This is a genomic window from Streptomyces sp. NPDC045846 (genome assembly GCF_056431605.1).
Genome location: NZ_JBWKKJ010000004.1, coordinates 363304 through 381379, shown reverse-complemented (window position 1 = coordinate 381379; position 18076 = coordinate 363304). Strand labels below are relative to the sequence as shown.

General features: G+C 72.7%; 13 protein-coding genes. 5 read left to right on the top strand and 8 right to left on the bottom strand.

The genetic code is table 11. The annotated features are described in order from the left end of the window. Window positions 1-4 precede the first annotated feature (4 nt). On the bottom strand, window positions 5-829 hold the full coding sequence (locus tag AC07F3_RS13895; RefSeq protein WP_479113684.1) for a maleylpyruvate isomerase family mycothiol-dependent enzyme: 825 nt from the start codon (window positions 827-829) through the stop codon (window positions 5-7). Between the two features lie 165 nt (window positions 830-994). On the opposite strand from AC07F3_RS13895, the gene AC07F3_RS13890 reads away from it, so the two are divergent. Beyond that, window positions 995-1789 carry a carbon-nitrogen family hydrolase gene (locus AC07F3_RS13890; RefSeq protein WP_479113682.1) on the top strand — a complete coding sequence of 265 codons (795 nt, stop codon included), beginning with the start codon at window positions 995-997 and terminating at the stop codon, window positions 1787-1789. 351 nt (window positions 1790-2140) lie between these two features. Here AC07F3_RS13890 and AC07F3_RS13885 read toward each other — a convergent pair whose 3' ends face one another. Then, complete coding sequence (locus AC07F3_RS13885; RefSeq protein ID WP_479113680.1) at window positions 2141-2638, bottom strand: LURP-one-related/scramblase family protein; 498 nt, start codon at window positions 2636-2638, stop codon at window positions 2141-2143. Window positions 2639-2715: 77 nt separating this feature from the next. Here AC07F3_RS13885 and AC07F3_RS13880 point away from each other — a divergent pair, with 77 nt between their 5' ends. Then, entirely contained in the window at window positions 2716-4530 is a 1815-nt protein-coding gene (locus AC07F3_RS13880; protein WP_479113678.1) for an NHL domain-containing thioredoxin family protein, read from the top strand. An 11-nt stretch (window positions 4531-4541) separates the two neighbouring features. On the opposite strand, the gene AC07F3_RS13875 is transcribed toward AC07F3_RS13880, so the two are convergent. The 5 genes from AC07F3_RS13875 to AC07F3_RS13855 form a co-directional block, all read right to left on the bottom strand. Further along, window positions 4542-5321 carry a DUF4232 domain-containing protein gene (locus AC07F3_RS13875; RefSeq protein ID WP_479113676.1) on the bottom strand — a complete coding sequence of 260 codons (780 nt, stop codon included), beginning with the start codon at window positions 5319-5321 and terminating at the stop codon, window positions 4542-4544. Window positions 5322-5614: 293 nt separating this feature from the next. Continuing rightward, the gene (locus tag AC07F3_RS13870) at window positions 5615-8305 is read right to left on the bottom strand and encodes an AfsR/SARP family transcriptional regulator (RefSeq protein ID WP_479113674.1); all 2691 of its coding nucleotides are present in this window, start codon (window positions 8303-8305) and stop codon (window positions 5615-5617) included. A gap of 173 nt (window positions 8306-8478) precedes the next feature. Then, entirely contained in the window at window positions 8479-8697 is a 219-nt protein-coding gene (locus AC07F3_RS13865; protein WP_114038593.1) for a DUF6458 family protein, read from the bottom strand. 81 nt (window positions 8698-8778) lie between these two features. Further along, window positions 8779-10074, bottom strand: coding sequence for a M18 family aminopeptidase (locus AC07F3_RS13860; RefSeq protein WP_479113672.1), 1296 nt, complete (start codon window positions 10072-10074; stop codon window positions 8779-8781). Between the two features lie 708 nt (window positions 10075-10782). Further along, the gene (locus tag AC07F3_RS13855) at window positions 10783-12612 is read right to left on the bottom strand and encodes an acyl-CoA dehydrogenase (RefSeq protein ID WP_479113670.1); all 1830 of its coding nucleotides are present in this window, start codon (window positions 12610-12612) and stop codon (window positions 10783-10785) included. Between the two features lie 139 nt (window positions 12613-12751). Between AC07F3_RS13855 and AC07F3_RS13850 the strand changes: the two genes are divergently transcribed. The 3 genes from AC07F3_RS13850 to AC07F3_RS13840 all read left to right on the top strand — a co-directional run bounded on the left by AC07F3_RS13850 (window position 12752) and on the right by AC07F3_RS13840 (window position 15825). Continuing rightward, window positions 12752-13222: an SseB family protein gene (locus AC07F3_RS13850; protein ID WP_479113668.1), complete on the top strand. Its 471-nt coding sequence runs from the start codon at window positions 12752-12754 to the stop codon at window positions 13220-13222. A gap of 160 nt (window positions 13223-13382) precedes the next feature. Beyond that, complete coding sequence (locus AC07F3_RS13845; RefSeq protein ID WP_479113666.1) at window positions 13383-14339, top strand: pirin family protein; 957 nt, start codon at window positions 13383-13385, stop codon at window positions 14337-14339. 403 nt (window positions 14340-14742) lie between these two features. Continuing rightward, entirely contained in the window at window positions 14743-15825 is a 1083-nt protein-coding gene (locus AC07F3_RS13840) for an AI-2E family transporter (RefSeq protein ID WP_479113664.1), read from the top strand. On the opposite strand, the gene AC07F3_RS13835 is transcribed toward AC07F3_RS13840, so the two are convergent. Continuing rightward, window positions 15774-17945, bottom strand: a complete 2172-nt coding sequence (locus AC07F3_RS13835) for a SpoIIE family protein phosphatase (protein ID WP_479113662.1) — start codon at window positions 17943-17945, stop codon at window positions 15774-15776. The two genes, AC07F3_RS13840 and AC07F3_RS13835, sit on opposite strands and share 52 nt — an antisense overlap. Window positions 17946-18076 lie beyond the last annotated feature (131 nt).

Here is an 18076-nt window from a genome sequence, read left to right as displayed (position 1 = left end):
CGGGCTACGGGGTGACCGCGAACTCCCGCAGGATCGCGTCGGCCAGCGCCGGGTCGCCCTCGGCCTTCACCCGGTCGGCGACCGCGTGCGGGCGGACCCGGCCGCACGCGAGCCGCACGAAGGTCTCCCAGTCCATGGCGAGCGTGACCAGCGGGCCGAGCGAGGGCGCGCCGTCGATGGTGCCGTGGCCGTCCGCGTCCACCCGCACCGTGCGCAGGAACTCCACCGGGCCGTGGATGTCGAAGACCACCGCCGAGCTGGGCGGCGCGCCCGCGTCCTTCGCCACCACGCGGGGCAGCGTGTGCAGCAGGATGTCGCGGGCCACGTACGCGCCCGGCGAGTCCAGGTTCCCCGGCTTGTTGAGGGCCCAGCGCAGGTCCTGCTCGTGCACCCAGACGTCGAACGCCCGCATCCGCAGCGCCAGTTCCAGGGTCTGCTCGGCGCCGAGGGGGGCCCGCACCTTGGTGTCGGGGTCCCGGTTCTCGTTGCGCAGCTGACGCGCCCGGCGAATGATCGTGTACTCCAGCTCGGAGGTCATCTCCGGCGCCGTGTGGTGGCGGCGCACATCGACCTGCATCTCCATGTAGCGGGCGAGGTCGGTCTGTACGTGGAAGATGTCGCGCGGCAGGGTGTGGATCGGCCTCGGGTCGCCCAGCTGCTCGCACTCCATGCCGATGATGTGCGACACGATGTCGCGCACGGACCAGTTGGGGCACGGCGTCGCACGGTTCCACTCGCCCTCGACGAGCGGCTGCACCAGCTCCGATATCGCCTCGATGGAGTGGGTCCAGGCATCGGCGTAGGTCTGAAGGCTGGGATGGACGGTCACGGGACCCCTCGGCGGTTCTTTTGTACGCGGGCTGGACTGCGGTACTGCGTGGGAGGCTTGGTCGCTAAGTTACGCTGCCGGGCAGCACCCCGGCAGTGCTTTGGTACGACGATCGTAGGCTGTTTTCCCCAGTGCTGACGGCTCGAAAGCCAGGACGGTGGTACCGTGCGCGCCTCGCTCATCCAGATCGACGTAAATCCGGAAGAATCCATCAATTCCCGCCGACGACGCGTGGGTTCGCTGATCCGGGAGCAGCGGAGCAGCGATCTGGTCGTGCTTCCCGAGCTGTGGACGGTCGGGGCGTTCGCGTACGAACTCTTCGCGGACGAGGCGGAGACGCCGCGCGGCACCACGGCCCGGGCGATGGCCGAGGCGGCCCGGGACGCCGGGGTGTGGCTGCACGCCGGGTCGATTCCGGAGCGGGGCGAGGACGGCAGGCTCTACAACACCTCCCTCGTCTTCTCGCCCGACGGCGCGCTGGCCCGCACCTACCGGAAGATCCACCGCTTCGGCTTCGACAAGGGCGAGGCCGTCCTGATGGGCGCGGGCTCGGACCTGGTCACCGCCTCGCTGCCGGACCTCACGCTTGGCCTGGCCACCTGTTACGACCTCCGCTTCCCGGAACTGTTCCGCGGCCTGGTCGACGCGGGCGCCCACGCCTTCGTCGTCCCCGCGGGCTGGCCCGCCCGCCGCAGCGCCCACTGGACGCTGCTCGCGCGGGCCCGCGCGGTCGAGAACCTGGCGTACGTGCTGGCCTGCGGTACGGCCGGGACGCACGCGGGGGTCGAGCAGAGCGGGCGCAGCATCGTGGTCGACCCGTGGGGTGAGGTGCTCGCGGAGGCGGGCTCCGGCGAGGAGATCCTGACCGTGGATCTCGATCCGGCGAAGGTCGCGGAGACGCGGGAGGTGTTTCCCGCGCTGAAGGACAGGGTGCTGGGGCTGGACGTGCCGAAGGGGTAGTGCGGGGTCGCGCCGCGGGGTGGGGGTGCGGGTTCTGCGCCTTTGCCGCGTGGGGGTGCGGGTTCTGCGCAGTTCCCCGCGCCCCTTTTCTGGTCCGCTGTACGTGCGGGTCGTGCGTGGCTTGTCGCGCAGTTCCCCGCGCCCCTGGAAACCCCCTGTCCGTGCGGGTCGTACGTGGCTTGTCGCGCAGTTCCTCGCGCCCCTGAACCCTCTGTCCGTGCGGGTTGTGCGTGGCTTGTCGCGCAGTTCCTCGCGCCCCTGAACCCTCTTGCCCGTGCGGGTCGTGCGTGGCTGGTCGCGCGGTTCCTCGCGCCCCTGAACCCTCTGTCCGTGCGGGTCGTGCGTGGCTGGTCACTCGTCGTGGGCGCGGTCCTTTTCGTCCATGCGGATCACGCAGATCACCACCGCCAGCAGCAGGGCCGCGTCCGCGTCCTCCCGTACGACGTTCACGGCGTAGGTCTCGCGGACCCGGAACCACTTGCGGGACACGTGGGCGAGGAGTTCTCCGTCGTACTCGACGGTGAACTCGCGGTCCAGGATCTTGCCCGTGACGTCGAGCTCGGTGCCCTCGACCAGGCTCACCCGGTAGTGGTTGCGCAGCAGGGAGAGGCGTTTGCGGCGGACCTTCGCGAGGATCTGGTCGTCCCGCTCGATGGTCATCGCGTCGCGCAGGCTGAACATCTTCTCCCGCAGCGTGATCAGCACCCGCCCCGACGGATCCTTCAGCTCCAGGGTGTCGCGCATCCGCAGGGCCTTGCCGTCGGCGAGGAAGGCGTGCCGCCCGTCCTCCGTGTCGATCCAGTAGTCGTCACCGATGGCGAAGATCTTGTCCCGCACGAGGTATTTCATGGCTGTACCCCTGCCCGCCGCGGCGGTCCGCCGAACGGCGACACAAGCTGTTCATACCGGGATGGCAAGCTTGAACCATGAACGATGCCGCCCCGGCGCCCACCCCCGCGCCCGCCCCCCGTCGTGCCCGCGTCCGTGCCCCCGAGCTGATCGGCAAGGGCGGCTGGCTGAACACCGGAGGCAAGGAGCTGAGCCTCGCGGAGCTGCGCGGCCGCATCGTGATCCTCGACTTCTGGACGTTCTGCTGCATCAACTGCCTGCACGTGCTCGACGAGCTGCGGGAGCTCGAGGAGAAGCACCGGGACACCGTCGTGATCGTCGGGGTGCACTCGCCGAAGTTCGTGCACGAGGCCGAGCACCAGGCGGTCGTGGACGCCGTCGAGCGGTACGGCGTGGAGCACCCGGTCCTCGACGACCCGGAGCTCGCCACCTGGAAGCAGTACGCGGTGCGGGCCTGGCCCACGCTCGTGGTGATCGACCCCGAGGGCTACGTCGTCGCCCAGCACGCGGGCGAGGGCCATGCCCATGCCATCGAGCGGCTCGTGGCGGAGCTGGAGGCCGAGCACGGGGCGAAGGGGACGCTGCGGCGCGGCGACGGGCCGTACGTCCCGCCGGAGCCGGTCGCCACCGACCTGCGCTTCCCGGGCAAGGCGATCGTGCTGCCCAGCGGGAACTTCCTGGTCTCCGACACCACCCGCCACCAGCTCGTCGAGCTCGCCCCGGACGGGGAGCGCGTCGTGCGCCGGATCGGCGGGGACGGGCAGTTCAAGGAGCCGCAGGGACTCGCGCTGCTCCCGGACGGCAAGGTGGTCGTCGCCGACACCGTGCACCACGCGCTGCGCACCTTCGACCCGGCCACCGGGGACATCGAGCTGCTCGCCGGGACCGGCAGGCAGTGGTGGCAGGGGCAGCCGACGTCCGGTCCCGCCCTCGCGGTGGACCTCTCCTCGCCGTGGGACGTGGCCTGGTGGCGGGGCAGGGTGTGGATCGCCATGGCGGGCGTGCACCAGCTGTGGACGTACGACCCGGAGACCAGGGCCGTCGAGGTCGCGGCCGGGACGACCAACGAGGGGCTCGTCGACGGGCCGGGCGCCGAGGCGTGGTTCGCCCAGCCGTCCGGGCTCGCGGCCACCGAGGACCGGCTCTGGGTCGCCGACTCGGAGACCTCCGCGCTGCGCTACGTCGACCCCGAGGGCGCCGTGCACACCGCCGTCGGCACTGGCCTCTTCGACTTCGGGCACCGCGACGGGGACGCCGCGCAGGCGCTGCTCCAGCACCCGCTGGGCGTCACCGCGCTGCCCGACGGCTCGGTCGCCGTGTCGGACACGTACAACCACGCACTGCGCCGCTACGACCCGGCCACCGGCGAAGTGACCACGCTGGCGACGGACGTGAGGGAGCCCAGCGACGCCGTGCTCGTCGGGGACGACATCGTCGTCGTCGAGTCGGCGCGGCACCGGCTGACCCGGCTGCGGCTGCCCGAGGAGGCCGTGCGGGTGGAGTCCGTGGCGCACCGCACCCAGCGCGCGGCGACCGAAGTCGCCCCGGGCAGGCTCTGGTTGGAGGTCGTGTTCCAGGCGCCCGCCGGGCAGAAGCTGGACACCCGGTACGGGCCCTCGACCCGGCTGCTCGTCTCCTCGACCCCGCCCGAGCTGCTGCTCGCGGGCGAGGGCACCGGCACCGAGCTCGCGCGCGAGCTCGGCCTGAACCCGGAGGTCACCGAGGGCGTGCTGCACGTGTCGGCGATGGCGGCCTCCTGCGACGACGACCCGGAGAACGAGTACCCGGCCTGCCACATGCACCAGCAGGACTGGGGCGTGCCCGTGCGGCTCACCGAGGGCGGCGTGAGCAGGCTGCCGCTGGTGCTCGCCGGGATGGACGCCGCGTCCTAGCGGGGGGGGGGCTAGCCGAAGCCCGGCCTGAACGGGCCGGTGCGCGGGGCCGGGCCGCACAGGGGAAGCGTGGCGGGGCGGCCCTTCGCGTCCAGGACGGGCAGGGTGTTCGGGCTGTCGGAGCCGGGCAGCGTCACGCGCACCGAGGTGCCCCGGGCCGGGCAGTCGCGGCTCGGCGTGTAGTGGACCCGGGCCACTCCGTTCGCCCCGGGGTGCAGGGCGAAGGGCTTGGCGAACGGTTGGGCCGGGGCCGCGGCGAGCGGGGCGGTGCGGCCGTCGCCGTCCAGGAGGACGAGCGCCGGGGTGCCGTGCAGGACGCAGGTGTGCCCGGAGGTGTTGCGGACCACCAGGACGGCGTCGCCCGCGGCCTTCGCGTCGGCGCCGGGCCGGGAGCCGCCCCTGCCGCGGGCGTCGTCCGCGACGCGGAAGCTCAGGGACAGCGAGGTGGGCGAGCAGAACCCGCGCGCGTCCTCGCCCCCGTCGCCCATCGGGCCGGTACGGGTGTCGGGGCCCGGGGTGCCCGGCGGGGGCGTGGCGGCGGGCGAGCCGGACGGGCCGGGCGCTTCGGCGCCGGGCGAAGGGCTCTGTCCGGCGTCGCCGCGGTCGGGCGCGGGGAGCGGCGGGGTGGGCCGTTCCCGCGGGGCGCCGGAGTGCGGCGCGGCGGAGCCAGGTGCCGCCGTCTTCGTCTCGGTGCCGTCGGCGCCGGAGGGCGCCCCGTCCGTACAGGCCGTCAGGGACGCGAGCAGCACGGCGAGGCCGACGACGGCCACTGTGCCCCTGCCCCTGCTCATCGTGCCCCGCTCCCCGACGAATCCTCGGATCCCTGTGCCGCCCAGCCTCGCGGCGCTTGCTGTCGTCCGGCCAACGCGCCCATGAAATAAGCGCGTCGGACCCACACCCCCACGTCGTCACGCGCCCCCGGAGGCGTCATGTGCACCGCACCCTCACGTCGTCACGCGGCCCTGCGACGTCACGTGGACCGTACCCCCACGACGTCACGCGCCCCTGTGAGATCACATGGACCAGCGGTCTCACGTGCCTCACGTGGGCCCGCGCACCACGACGAGGTGGGGACCGCGCAAGGTTACGCCGGTGGGAGCGCGGCCAGGGCCGCGCGGGCGGCGGCCGCGCCCTCCTCGAAGCCGTGGCCGTCGGCCTCGCGGGCCGCGTCGGCGAGTTGGCGGCGGGCCTCGTCGGTGCGGCCGAGACCCGCCAGCGCCTCGCCGTAGCTGGTGCGCAGCAGCACCCGGCGCGGGATCGCCTCGGGCGAGGGGCCGAGTTCGAGGCCGCGCTGGGCGTGGTCGAGGGCCGACCGGTGCCTGCCCGCGTCGAGGTGGTGGCGGGCCAGGTGCTGGTGGGCGAGCATCTGGGTGGAGCGGTCGCGGGCGCGGCCGGCCAGCGCGAGGGCCTGGCCGAGCAGTTCACCGGCCCGGTCGACCTCGTCGTACTGGGTGAGGATGAGGGCCAGGTTCATGCGGGCGATGGCCTCGCTGGTGACGTCTCCGGCCTGGCGGGCGAGGTCGGGGGCCTTCTCCAGCTGGGCGAGGGCCTCGTCGTAGCGGCCCTCCTCGTGCAGGACCCAGCCCAGCAGGGCGCGGGTGCGGGACTGGGCGTCCAGTTCCTGCTCCAACTCGGCCGATTCCAGGGCCTGTTGGAGGAGCGGCACCCAGCCGTCGCGGACCCGCCACAGGATCAGGGGCCACTGGAGCAGCACCAGGCGCCAGGCGCGGTCGTGCATCCCGGCGTGGACGGCGGCGGCGACGGCGCCGCGCAGGGTGGCCCGTTCGGCCTCGTACCAGGCGAGCGCGGCCTGGCGGTCCTCGAACTCGCGCACCGCCGCGGGCCGCCGGGCCCCGGGGGGCGGCACGAAGCAGGGCTGGCTGCCGGGCTCGGCGGTGGCGGTCGCGACCAGACCGGTGTGCAGGTAGTGGTCCAGGAGGCGGGCGAGGCCGTCGGGGTCGGCCTCCGGGGCGAGCGCGCGGGCGTAGAGCCGGACCAGGTCGTGCAGGGTGTACGAGTCCGGGCGGGTGCGGGAGTGGGCGGGGCCCGGCGGGCCGGACTCGACCACGAGGTGGGCGGCGGCGAGCCGGTCGAGGGCGGTGGCGGCCTGGTCGGGGGTGCAGCCGGCCAGTGCGGCGGCCGTGTAGCGATCGAGTTCGGAGCCGGTGTGCAGGCCGAGCGCGCGGAACATCCGGCGGGCCTGTTCGGGCAGTTGCTGCACGGTCAGGCGCAGGGCGGCCGCCACGCCGGTGTCCTCGACCCGCAGCAGCCCCAACCGGCGTTGTTCGTCGGCGAGTTCACCGGCGAGCGCGGCGAGGGTCCACTGGGGGCGGGCGGCGAGGCGGGCGGCGGTGACCCGCAGGGCGAGGGGGAGGCCGTCGCACAGTTCGGCGAGGCGGGCGGCCGCCCCGGGTTCGGCGGCCACCCGCTCCTCGCCGAGCACGGCGGCGAGCAGGGCGGTGCAGTCGGCGGTGGGCAGCTCGTCGAGGCGGACCGGGCGCGCCGCGTCGGAGGCGACGAGGCCGCCGAGCCGGTCGCGGCTGGTGACCAGGGTGACGCAGTGGTCGCCGCCCGGCAGCAGCGGGCGGACCTGCTCGGAGTCGCGGGCGTTGTCGAGGACGACCAGCATCCGGCGGTCGGCGGTCAGCGAGCGGTACAGCGCGCCCATGCCCGCCTCGGTCTCGGGTATGCGCCGGCCGGGCACGCCGAGCGCGAGCAGGAACTCCCGCAGGACGACGGTGACTTGGCGGGCCGGGGTGTCGCTGTAGCCGCACAGGTCGGCGAAGAGGCGGCCGTCGGGGAAGTCGCCCTGGCGCTCGTGGGCCCAGTGCACGGCGAGCGCGGTCTTGCCGACGCCCGCGCCGCCGGTGACCAGCGCGATGGCGCCGTACTGCCCGGCGGTGGCGCGGCCGAGCGCGGTCAGCTCGGCGTGGCGGCCGGTGAAGCCGCGGGGCCTGCGCGGCAGCAACTCCGGTACGGCGGCGCAGAGTTCGGGCTCGGGTTCGGCCGGTTGGGCGGGCGTCGCGGCGGGGGTGCCGGTCCGCAGGATCGTGGCGTGCGCCTCGCGGAGGGCGGGGCCGGGGTCCACGCCGAGTTCGTCGGAGAGCAGGCGGCGGGTGCGGTGGAACCATTCGAGGGCGTCGGACTGGCGGCCCGAGCGGCTCAGGGCGAGCATCAGCGCGGCCGAGAGGGGTTCGCGCAGGGGGTGGGCTACGGCTTCGGTGCGCAGCACGGCAGCGGCCCGGCCGTGCTCGCCGAGCTCCCCGTACGCCTCGGCGAGCGCCTCCACCGAGGCGAGCCGGAGCTCTTCGAGGGTGTGGGCGGCGGCTTGCAGGGGCGGGCTGGCCACGGTGCCGGTGAGGGCGGGGCCCTGCCACAGGGCGAGCGCCTCGCGCAGCATGAGCACCGCGTCGCCGGGGTCGCGCTGGCCGCGGGCGAGGGTGACGAGCTCCTCGAAGCGGTGCGCGTCGATGAGGGTCTCGGGCAGCCGCAGGACGTACGCCGGTCCGCGGGTGGCCAGTTCGATGCCGTACGCCTCGGCGCCCTGCTCGGCGAACAGGGCCCTCAGCCGGGAGACATGGCCTTGCAGCACGGTGCGGGAGTGGAGCGGCGGCTCCTCGTCCCACAGGGCCTCGGTGAGCCGTTCCACCGGCACGGCGGTGTTGGGCTGGAGCAGCAGCATGGCCAGCAGGCTGCGGCGTTTGGCGGGACCCAGCGCGAGGAACGCGCCGTCCTCCGTCGCCACGGCCACCGTTCCCAGGACGCGGAACTCCACGGTGGCGGCACCCCCTTGCTCCCCGTTCCCGGTTTTCCCCCCGGGCCTGGTCAGGGCCCGGACAGTCGAGGATACGCGGGGTCGAGGGGGTGGGCCTCCGTGCCGGGGCTCAGGTGGCCGGGGTCACGCGAGGCGGGGCGCGGCCCGCGCGGCCCGCCTCGGGGCGCCGTGGCTCACACCAGGGGGTCGCGCCGCTCCTCCTCGACGACGGTGGCGCCCGGCACTATGCGCCGCCTGCGCAGGACGCTGGTGAAGACGGCCACGCCGATGATGCCGACGGCCATCAGGATCAGGCCCACGACGTCGAGGTTCACACCCTTGGCGTGCCAGTCCGTCGCGAAGGTGAGGATCGCCCCCACCGCGATGAGGATGATGCAGCCGCCCAAGCCCATGGAACTCGCCTCCGTGAAAGGTGGTGGACCGTCCGGGTACCCGGGCCCCGGACGGCCAATCCCCTTGTACGGGGCGCTGGTTCAGCCCGCCAGGAACGCGGTCAGGGCGTTGGCCAGCAGATGCGGGTCGTCGGCGCCGCACAGCTCGCGCGCGCTGTGCATCGACAGGATGGCCACGCCGATGTCGACGGTCTGGATGCCGTGGCGGGCGGCGGTGATGGGGCCGATGGTGGTGCCGCAGGGCATCGCGTTGTTGGAGACGAAGGTCTGCCACGGCACCCCGGCGCGCTCGCAGGCCGCCGCGAAGACCGCGCGGCCGGCGCCGTCGGTGGCGTACCGGGCGTTCACGTTGACCTTGAGGATGGGGCCGCCGTTGGCGCGCGGGTGGTGCGTGGGGTCGTGGCGCTCGGCGTAGTTGGGGTGCACCGCGTGGCCGGTGTCGGAGGAGAGGCAGATCGTTCCTGCGAAGGCGCGGGCGCGGTCCTCGTACGTGCCGCCGCGCGCGAACACCGAGCGCTCCATGACGTTGCCGAGCAGCGGGCCGTCCGCGCCGGTGTCGGCCTGCGAACCGTCCTCCTCGTGGTCGAAGGCGGCGAACACCGGGATGAAGGGGAGGTCGTCGCTGCCGGACACGGCGGCCAGGGCGGCGGCCCCGGCGTGCACGGAGAGCAGGTTGTCCATGCGCGGACCGGCCACCAACTCCCGGTCGCGGCCCAGGTAGGCGGGCGGCTCGACGGAGTGCAGCATCAGGTCCCAGCCGGCCACCTCGCCCTCGTCGAGCTCGGCCTCCTGCTCCAGGAAGCGGATCAGGTCGCCTTCCTGTACGTCGTCGCCGAGGCCCCAGATCGGCTGGAGGTGGCGCTGGCGGTCGAGCTTGAGGCCGTCGGTGTTCACCGCGCGGTCCAGGTGCACGGCGAGCTGCGGTACGCGCATCAACGGGCGGTCCACGTTGACCAGGCGGTGGCTGCCGTCGCGCAGGGTGAGCCGGCCCGCGATGCCGAGGTCGCGGTCGAGCCAGGTGTTGAGCAGCGTCCCGCCGTAGATCTCGACGGCGACCTGCCGCCAGCCGTACGCACCCGAGTCGGGCTGCGGCTTCACGCGCAGGTTCGGGGAGTCGGTGTGGGCGCCGACGATCCGGTACGGGGTGTGGGGCTCGGCGTCCTCGGGCACGTACCAGGCCACGATGGCGCCGCCGCGCAGCACGTACTTGCCGCCGTGCGTGCCGTCCCAGGCGTCCGTCTCCTGGACCTGCCGGAACCCGGCCTTCTCCAGGCGTGCGGCCGCGTTGGCCACGGCGTGGTACTGCGACGGGCTCGCCGCGAGGAAGGTCATCAGGTCGTCGGTGTGGCCGCGGTCGAAGCGGGGCGGTGTGCTCATGCGGCCACCCTAACGGCGGCGAGGACCCCACTCCCGGCCCTGCGCCCGCCTGGAGCTCCGCCCCAGCTCCCCGGGGGCTGGGGCGGACGGCCCGGGCCCTGGGGCTCCGCCCCAGACCCCGGGGATTTGCCCACCCGCCCGCCCGTTGCGCGGGGTTGGATGGTTCCGCCCCTGGGGCTGCGCCCCAGACCCCCTTGAGGGGCTCCGCCCCTCGAACCCCTGTGGGGGCTCCCCCCCCACACCCCCGTTCGCGCCTGAACGGCGCTCGTCCTCAAACGCCGGACAGGCTGAAGATGCCAGCACTGGCCCGCCCCAGTACTGATAGGGGCGCGGGGAACTGCGCGAGAAGCGACCACGGTCCGCAGATCGAAGGGGGTTGAGGGGCGCGGGGAACGGCGCGAGTCACCATGCACGACGCGAGGCGAACATCGGGCCAAGGGGCGCGGGGAACGGCGCGAGAAGCGGGCACGGTCCGCGGATCGAAGGGGGTTCAAGGGGCGCGGGGAACTGCGCGAATGACCACGCGCGGCGTGAGGCCGACATCCGGGTCTAGGGGTGCGAGGAACTGCGCGAGGGAGGGGGTGTGGTCCGTGGGGGGTCCAGTTGCCCCCGGTGGGTTTCGGGGAGGGGCGGGGTGGGGGATTTGGCTGGCCGCGGGTGCGAAGGGGCTCGGGGTCCGACCACCCCGAGCCCCTGGTACCGCGTGGGCTAGAACGCCGCCTCGTCCAGGTCCATCAGCGAGCCGTCCACCGTCTCGGCCAGGGCGCGGGCCGTGCCAACGCCCGGCAGAACGTTCGCGGCGAAGAACTTCGCGGCGGCGATCTTGCCCTGGTAGAAGGGGACGTCCTTCGCGGAGGCCGAGGACAGCTTCTCGGCGGCGACCGCGGCACCCTTCAGGAGCAGGTAGCCGACGACCACGTCGCCCGACGCCATCAGCAGACGGGTCGTGTTGAGACCCACCTTGTAGATGTTCTTGACGTCCTCACCGGTCGCCGTCAGGTCGGTGATCATCGTGCCGACGATCGCCTCCAGGTCGACGGCCGCCTTGGCGAGGGAGTCGAGCGCGCCGCCCAGCTCCTCGTGGCCGTTCTGCTCGGCGAGGAACTTCTTGATCTCCTCGGAGAGGGCGTTCAGGGACGCGCCCTGGTCGCGGACGATCTTCCGGAAGAAGAAGTCCTGGCCCTGGATCGCCGTGGTGCCCTCGTACAGCGTGTCGATCTTGGCGTCACGGATGTACTGCTCGATCGGGTACTCCTGGAGGTACCCGGAGCCGCCGAAGGTCTGGAGCGACTCGGACGACAGCTTCTCGTACGACTTCTCCGAGCCGTAGCCCTTCACGATGGGCAGCAGGAGGTCGTTCAGGCCGATGAGGGACTTCGCGTCCTCGCCCGCCGCCTCCTTCACCTGGATCGCGTCCTGGACGGCGGCGGTGTAGAGGACGAGCGAGCGCATGCCCTCCGCGTACGCCTTCTGCGTCATCAGCGAGCGCCGCACGTCCGGGTGGTGGGTGATGGTCACTTTCGGCGCGGTCTTGTCCATGAACTGCGAGAGGTCGCTGCCCTGGACGCGCTCCTTGGCGTACTCGAGGGCGTTCAGGTAACCCGTCGACAGCGTGGCGATCGCCTTCGTGCCGACCATCATGCGGGCGAACTCGATGATCATGAACATCTGGCGGATGCCGTCGTGCTTGTCGCCGATCAGCCAGCCCTTGGCGGGGTGCTGGTCGCCGAACGTCATCTCGCACGTGTTGGACGCCTTCAGGCCCATCTTGTGCTCGACGTTCGTCGCGTACACGCCGTTGCGCTCGCCCAGCTCGCCGGTCTCCCAGTCGAAGTGGAACTTCGGGACCAGGAAGAGGGAGAGACCCTTGGTGCCGGGGCCGTGGCCCTCGGGGCGGGCGAGGACGTAGTGGAGGATGTTCTCCTCCATGTCGTGCTCACCGGAGGTGATGAAGCGCTTCACGCCTTCGATGTGCCAGGAGCCGTCGTCCTGCTGGACGGCCTTGGTGCGGCCGGCGCCGACGTCCGAGCCCGCGTCCGGCTCGGTCAGGACCATGGTCGAGCCCCAGCGCTTCTCGACCGCGATCTCGGCGATCTTCTTCTGCTGCTCGTTGCCCTCGGCGAAGAGGATGCCCGCGAAGGCCGGACCCGAGGAGTACATCCAGATCGCCGGGTTCGAGCCGAGGAGCAGCTCGGCGTAGGCCCAGATCAGGGAGCGCGGCGAGACGGTGCCGCCGATCTCCTCGGGCAGGCCCAGACGCCAGTACTCGGAGTCCATGAACGCCTTGTAGGAGCTCGTGAAGGACTCCGGGACCGGAGCGGTGTTGGTGGCGGGGTCGAAGACCGGCGGGTTGCGGTCGGCGTCCGCGAAGGAGTCGGCCAGCTCGTTCTCGGCGAGGCGGGCGATCTCCTCCAGGATCGACTTGGCGGTGTCGACGTCCATCTCCCCGAACGGGCCGGTGCCGTACAGCTTGTCGCGTCCGAGCACCTCGAAGAGGTTGAACTCGATGTCGCGGAGATTCGACTTGTAGTGCCCCATGGCGACGGCTCCGTAAACAGGGTCGGTTACATCTTTACCAGCAAGTAGCTACGATGATGCTACCCGTGGGTAATAAGACGCAACCCCTAGTGGGACAACTGTGACGCGGCTCTAATCGCGGCCCACTACGCTGAGCCCCATGTACGGCTACGACCAGCACGCAGGCGGCCCTGGCGCACAGCAGCAGTACGCCCCGCCTCAGCAGCAGATGCAGGGCGGGTACGGGGAGCAGCCGCTGTACCCCGAGCCGTCGCCCCCCTCCCTCGCCGACGCGGTGCGGGCGTTCACGACCGGGACGCTCTCGGCCGAGGACTTCCAGCAGATCTTCGCCGGGTCGAAGGTGTACTGCCCGCGCGGCGACAACCCCGGGTTCCTCGCGCTCCACAACACCCAGCAGCCGGTCATCCCGATGTTCACCTCGCTCAAGGAACTGCGTCGGTACGCGGGCAAGGAGTCCAAGTACTTCGTCATCACCGGCGCCGAGGTCATCGACCTCCTGCCCACCGGGTACGGCTTCGTGCTCGACATGGAGGGCGACCACCGGATGGTCTTCGACGCGAAGGCCGTGGAGCAGATGGTCGACTTCGCCATGCGGCGGATGTACGGATAGGCGTAGATCTGGCTGTTCGTCGGGCCCGTACCCCCGGGGGGTACGGGCCCGACGTGCATTCCGGGGCGGGTCGGAGGGGGGCGGGAATGGGCATGCCTTGCAGGATGTTCACCATTCAACTACTTTGAACGTAGAGCATCCCCGCAAGGAGGGCCGTCCCATGCCTGCTGTGACCGTCGAAAACCCGCTGACCCTGCCGCGCGTAGCCGCGCCGGAGGGGGTCGCGGCCCGTCCCGTCCTTGCCGTGACCACTGCTCCGCAGGGGTTCGAGGGGGAGGGATTCCCGGTGCGCCGCGCGTTCGCCGGGATCAACTACAAGTACCTCGACCCGTTCATCATGATGGACCAGATGGGCGAGGTGGAGTACGCGCCGGGCGAGCCCAAGGGCACCCCGTGGCACCCGCACCGCGGCTTCGAGACCGTCACCTACATCATCGACGGGATCTTCGACCACCAGGACTCCAACGGCGGTGGCGGCACGATCACCAACGGGGACACCCAGTGGATGACGGCCGGGTCCGGTCTGCTCCACATCGAGGCGCCGCCGGAGCAGCTGGTCATGTCGGGCGGGCTCTTCCACGGGCTCCAGCTCTGGGTGAACCTGCCGGCCCGGGACAAGATGATGGCCCCGCGCTACCAGGACATCCGCAGCGGTTCCGTCCAGCTGCTCACCTCGCCCGACGGGGGTGCGCTGATGCGGGTCATCGCGGGTTCGCTCGACGGCCACGACGGCCCCGGGATCACGCACACCCCGATCACGATGGTGCACGCCACGCTGCGGCCGGGTGCTTCCGTCACGCTGCCGTGGCGCGAGGACTTCAATGGGCTCGCGTACGTGCTGGCCGGGCGCGGCTCGGTCGGCGCGGAGCGGCGGCCCGCCCACATGGGGCAGACCGCGGTGTTCGGCGAGGGCGGTTCGCTGACCGTCCGCGCGGACGAGAAGCAGGACTCCAACGCGCCGGACCTGGAGGTCGTGCTGCTCGGTGGGCAGCCGATCCGGGAGCCGATGGCGCACTACGGGCCGTTCGTGATGAATACGCGGGCGGAGCTTGAGCAGGCCTTCGAGGACTTCCAGAAGGGGCGGCTCGGGTCGGTCCCGGCGGTGCACGGCATGTGACCTGGCCGGGGTGTCCGCCTCCCTGGGGCTCCGCCCCAGACCCCGGGGGGTTTGCCCCTCGGGCCCTTGAGGGGCTCCGCCCCTCGAACCCCGGCGGGGGCTCCGCCCCCGCACCCCCGTTCGCGCCTGAACGGCGCTCGTCCTCAATCGCCGGACGGGCTGAAGATGCCAGCACTGGCCCGCCCCAGTACCGCCAGGGGCGCGGGGAACTGCGCGAGAAGCGGGCACGGTCCGCACACGACCGAGGGGTTAGGGGCGCGAGGAACTGCGCGAACAAGCGAGCGCGGTCCGCAGGTGGAAGGGGCCTCAAGGGGTGCGGGCAACCGGGTGGGGACTGACGGGGTGTCACCCGGGTGGGGGGTTCGGTGGGGCGGGGGGCGGCGGGCCGTGGTCCGCTGGCGGGGTGGACGCTCCCGGCACCCTGCTCCCCGACACCGCCCGGCGGATCGGCGCGTGGTGTGCCCTCGTGCTGCTCGTCGCCGGGGTCGTCGGCGTCGGAGTCTGGCTCTGCGTCGTGTTCAAGACGGCCGTCACCCCCGTGCTGCTCGCCCTCCTCGGGACCGCGCTCCTCGGCCCCGTACACCGGTGGCTGATCCGCGTCGGGGTCCGGCGCTCGCTCGCCGCCGCGCTGACCTGTGTCGCCCTCGTCGGGGTCGTCGGCGGGGCGGGCTACGTCGTGGTCAGCGCGCTCATCGACACCGGGGACCAGATCGTCGCCTCGCTCAAGCAGGCCGGGCAGTGGGTGGCCGACCACTTCGGGGTGGCCGGCGGGGACGGGGTCACCAACCTCGCCGACAACGCCAAGCGGCTGCTGTCCAAGTTCGGGGCGGGCGCGGCCAGCGGCGTGCTCGAAGGGCTCAGCCTGCTCGGCTCGCTGCTCGCCACCAGCGTCCTCGCGCTCCTGCTCACCTTCTTCTTCCTCAAGGACTCCGACCGGGCCGTGGGCCTCGCCCACGCGCTGGCCCCGCGCGGCACCGGCGACACGGTCGAGGCCATGGCCCGCCGCGCCTTCGAGGCGGTCGAGGGGTTCATGCGGGGCACTACGTTCATCGCCTTCATCGATGCCGTCTGCATCACCGTCGGGCTGCTCGTCCTGCGCGTGCCCGGCGCCCTCGGGCTCGGCGCGCTGGTGTTCATCGGGGCCTACATCCCCTACCTGGGCGCCTTCGTCTCCGGCGCCGTCGCCGTGCTCGTGGCGCTGGCCGACCGCGGGTTCGGCACCGCCCTGTGGACCCTCGGGGTCGTACTCGCCGTACAGCAACTGGAGGGGCACATCCTCCAGCCCGTCATCCAGAGCCGCACCGTCCAGATGCACCCCGCGATGATCATGATCGCGCTGACCGCGGGCGCGAGCGTCGCGGGGCTGATCGGGATGCTGCTCGCGGTGCCGGTCGCGGCGGCGGGCTTCGCGGTGATCGGCGAGCTGCGCGAGCGCTACTCCGAGGACGGCTCGGCGCCCGGCGAACCCGCCCCGCCCGTCTCGTAGAGCTCGAACCAGATCGACTTGCCGTCGCCCCTCGGGTCCACCCCCCAGGCGTCCGCGAGCATCTCCATCAGGATCAGGCCGCGGCCGCTGGAGGCCATCTCGCCGGGGCGGCGGCGGTGGGGCAGCTCGTCGCTCGCGTCGGCGACCTCGACGCGCAGCCTGCGGGTGCCGAGCGGGCCCCTCGCCTCCGCCACGAGCAGCGCGTCGCCGTCGGTGTGCACCAGGACGTTGGTGATCATCTCGGAGATCATCAGGACCGCCGAGTCGACCTGCTCCTCGTCCGCCCAGTCGTGCAGCAGCTCGCGCAGCTGCCTGCGGGCGCCCGCGATCCGCTCGGGTTCGGCCTGGGCGACGGTCAGCGCGGTGCGGCGGACCACGGCGGGCGGCGCGGCCCCGGCCCGGCCCCCGGCGTCGTTGCGGCGCAGCAGCAGGAGCGCGATGTCGTCCTCGCGGCGGTCGACCAGCGGGCCCGTGGTGTGGTGCGAGGAGGGGCCGTGCACCGCTTGGACCAGTTCGTCGGCGAGCTGTTCAAGACTGGCCCCGGTGTGCTTCTCCAGGACCGGGCGGAGCCGGGTCCAGCCGCTGGCCATGTCGTGGCCGCCGGTCTCGATCAGCCCGTCCGTGCAGATCATGATCGTCTCGTCGGGGTCGAGGACGAGCCGGGTGGTCGGGTAGTCCGAGTCCGCCTCGATGCCGAGCGGCAGGCCGCCCGCGGTGGGGCGGATCAGGGCGGTGCCGTCGGCGGTGCGGATGACCGGGTCGGGGTGGCCGGCCCGCGCGATGTCGAGGGTGCCGGTGGCCGGGTCGACCTCGATGTAGAGGCAGGTCGCGAAGCGCGGGGCGTAGTCCTCGTACCCGTCGCCGTAGGGGTCGGGCACCCCGTACGACTCGGTGATCCCGTACAGGAAGCGGGAGGCGCGGGAGAGGACCGCGTCGGGGCTGTGGCCCTCGCTCGCGTAGGCCCGCAGCGCGATGCGGAGCTGGCCCATGAGGCCCGCCGCCCGCACGTCGTGGCCCTGTACGTCGCCGATGACCAGCGCGAACCTGCCCGCGCCGGACCCCGTGAGGGAGCTGCCGCCGGGCAGCGGGATCATGTCGTACCAGTCGCCGCCGACCTGGAGGCCGCCGCCGGTCGGCACGTAGCGGGCGGCGACCGTCATGCCGGGGATCTCGGGGCCGAGCGTGGGCATCATCGAGCGCTGGAGGCCGAGCGAGAGCTCGCGCTCGTTCTCCGCCTCGCCCGCCCTGGCCAGGGCCTGCGCCAGCATGCGGGCGACCGTGGTGAGGACCGAGCGCTCGTCGGGGGTGAAGGCGACGGGGTGCTTGAACGCCGCCATCCAGGCGCCGATGGTCCGCCCGGCGACGATGAGCGGGACGAACGCCCAGGACTGGCGGTCGAAGCGCTGGGCCAGCGGCCAGGTGGCGGGGAAGCGGCGCCGGTACTCCTGCGGCGTCGGCAGATAGATCGCCCGCCCGTTGCGCACGACGTCGGCCGCCGGATAGTCGGTGTCGAGCGCCATGTCCGTGAACGGGCCGTCGTCGCCGGGGTTGTGCCCGTGGTGCCCGATGATCGTCAGCCGCTCCCCGGCCACCCCGAACACCGCGAGGCCGTCCGGCGAGAAGCCCGGCATGGAGAGTGATGCGGCGACCCGGAGCACCTCGGAGGTGGAGCGGGCCTCGGCCAGCGCGCGGCCCGCGTCGAGCAGGAACGCCTCGCGCGAGCGCCGCCAGTCGCCGGTGATCGAGGGGTGGGCGGCGGTGGTGCCGGGCTGCGGCTCGGCGACCTCCTGGATGGTGCCGATCAGCACGTAGTCCCCGCCGCTGACCATGGGCTTGGAGCGGCTGCGTACGGTGCGCAGGACCCGGCCGTTCTCGTCCATGATCCGCAGCCGGACCTCGGCGAGGGTGCCCTCGGCGAGGGCCAGGTGCACGATGCCGTCGACCTCGTTCCAGTCGACGGGGTGGAAGCGCGACCTGACGGCCGACTCGGTCAGGGTGGCCGGCTGCGCGGGCAGGCCGAGGAGCCGGGCGGCCTCCGCGTCGAGGGTGACCGTGCCGGACCCGTTGTCCCAGCGCCACAAGCCGGTCGCGATCGCGGCCAGGACGTCCTCGGTGCGCATTGACCCCATTTAAGAAGATCCCAGGACCGGCCGCCACCGAGAAGGGCCCCCTGGACCGGGCGGTAACCTGGACTGGTTGATTCCCGCCTGTCTCGCGAAGAATCTCGCGAAGTAGTCGCGGCCACGGTTCG